Annotated in this window: 1 protein-coding gene; it reads right to left on the bottom strand. The window is 70.9% G+C overall.

The window, feature by feature from the left end:
- Positions 1-2,383, bottom strand: a 2,383-nt coding sequence (locus tag U9980_RS09755) for an NAD-glutamate dehydrogenase domain-containing protein (protein WP_322767633.1), incomplete at its 3' end; no start/stop codon positions are given.
- Positions 2,384-2,399: the final 16 nt, after the last annotated feature.

The raw sequence follows: 2,399 nt of genomic DNA, 5'->3' as shown, positions 1-2,399 counted from the left end.
TGATCCGGTCGATGGCCGCGTCCAGGTCGAACTCGGGCGTGGCCATGGCCGCCTCGGTCAGCTCCGACCGGGCGCGGGCGACGTCCGCCCGCAGGGTCGCGGCCGCGATGTGCTCCCAGTACGACTGACCCGGCAGCTGCGCACCGCGGCCGATGAGGTGTGCCAGGCCCAGGCGTCCCAGGCCCAGATTCGTTCCGATGGCGGTGTAGACGTGCAGTACGTCTCCCGGTTCGAGGTCGTTGCGCAGGGCCACGTCGACGATGTCGAGTGCCGGGCTCATCGCGTCGAGCCACGCGACGCGCTCGGCCAGCCGCGCTGGCAGGCCGCGCTCGTAGAGCTGCTCGGCCAGTGCCAGGATGCCGGCCAGTTCCTGGTCGGATCCGACGGTGGCGAGCACGGCGGGCAGGGCCGCCGCAACATCCCGCATGCCGTCGGCGTATCGGGTGATCTCCGCTTCGATGTCCAGCGGCGACCGGCGGGCCCGCAGCAGCCACAGCGCGGATTCCTCGTGGACGAAGTGACAGTGCAGCAGCGCCTCGGCGGTGGGGTCGGTGGAGCCCACGGCCGGGCGGGTGCGGCTGCCCTCCCCGAGGCAGTGGACGTCCATGGCGTCCCAGATGTCGGTGAGGCCGAGCAGGTCGCGGGTGATGACGAAGGCCCGGGTGCCCTGGCCGGTGTCCGCGCCGGTCAGTTCACGCAGCCGAAAGAGGAAACCGGCGCCGACCCGGTCGATGATCGAGTTGGCGAGCTGGGAGGCGATGATCTCCCGTCGCAGCGGGTGGCGGTCGAAGTGTTCGCGCAGCGTCCCCCGCAGCGAGGCCGGCAGGTATGCATCCAGGGTGGGCCCGCCGACCGGCTCGTCGGGCAGGCCTGAGGCCAACAGCGACCGGGCAACCATCCGTTTGGCGTAGGCGTGCAGGACGGCGATCTCCGGCCGGGTGTAGGTCCGTCCCTTGGCAAGCCGGTTGCCGAGCTCTTCGGTGTCCGGCAGGGTCTCGACATCCGGGTCGATCTCGCCGGTCTCCACCAGATGGGTGATGAGCCGGGACAACCCGTCCGCCATGGACATGGCATGGCGTTCGGCCGCGCTCAGCGCCAGGGCCTGGCGGGCGGAGTCGACCAGAACCGCTCGGGTGACGTCGTCGGTGGCCGATGCCAACAGCCGTTCGCGGTCGACCCGGTCGATCGCTCCCTTGCTGATGGCCAGGTCAAGGCCGATCTTGAGATTGACCTCGCGATCGGAGCAGTTCACCCCGGCGGAGTTGTCGACGAAGTCGGTGTTGCAGCGACCGCCGTGCATGGCGAACTCGACCCGGGCGGCATCGGTGAGGCCGAGGTTCCCGCCCTCGGCCACGACCCGGGCGCGCAGCTCGACCGCGTCGACCCGCATCCCGTCCCGCGCCTTGTCCCCGACCGCGCCGTGTTCCTGCGTGCTCGCCTTGACCCAGGTGCCGACACCGCCGTTCCACAGCAGGTCGACCGGTGCGCGCAGCACCGCCCGGACCACGGCGTCGGCGGGCAGCGCATCGTCGCCTACCCCGAGCAGTTCCCGTACCTGTTCGGTCAGTTCGATCTGCTTGGCCGACAGCGCGAACACACCACCGCCGGGCGACAGCGCGGAGCGGTCGTAGTCGTCCCAGCTGCTCCCGGGCAGCGCCGCGAGGCGTTCGCGCTCGGCGAACGAGCGGGCCGGGTCGGGGTCGGGGTCGAGAAAAATGTGACGATGATCGAATGCGGCGACCAGGCGGAGGTAGCGGGAGAGGAGCATGCCGTTGCCGAAGACGTCCCCGGACATGTCGCCGATGCCGACGACGGTGAGCGGTTCGCGGTCGGCGTCCACGCCCAGTTCGGTGAAATGACGGCGAACGGACTCCCACGCGCCCCGGGCGGTGATGCCCAGCGCCTTGTGGTCGTACCCGGTGCGGCCACCCGAGGCGAACGCGTCACCGAGCCAGTACCCGCTCGATCTCGCCACCTCGTTGGCGAGATCGGAGAAGCGCGCCGTGCCCTTGTCCGCGGCGACCACGAGGTAGCTGTCCGGCCCGTCATGGCAGATCATGCCCGGGCTGCGGACGGTTGCGCCGTCGACCCGGTCGTCCACGAGGGCCAACAGCGCCCGCATGAACTCCGCGTAGCAGGACCGGGCCAGCGTGGCGAGCTCGTCGGGGTCCGACGGCGGACGGCGCAGCACGAAGCCGCCCTTGGCGCCGTCCGGCACGATGATGGCGTTCTTGACCCGCTGGGCTTTCATCAGGCCGAGAATCTCGGTGCGCAGGTCCTCCTGGCGGTCGGACCACCGGATGCCGCCACGGGCCAGCGCGGCCCCGCGAAGATGGACCGCGTCGAACAGCCCGGAACTGACGAAGGTTTCCGCCTCGGGCACCGGCGGCGGCAACCAG

It is taken from the genome of Protofrankia sp. Cr1 (assembly GCF_963555865.1).
Classification (GTDB): domain Bacteria; phylum Actinomycetota; class Actinomycetes; order Frankiales; family Frankiaceae; genus Protofrankia.
The sequence above is the reverse complement of the archived record's forward strand: the minus strand, read 5'-3'. Positions and strand labels throughout refer to the sequence as shown.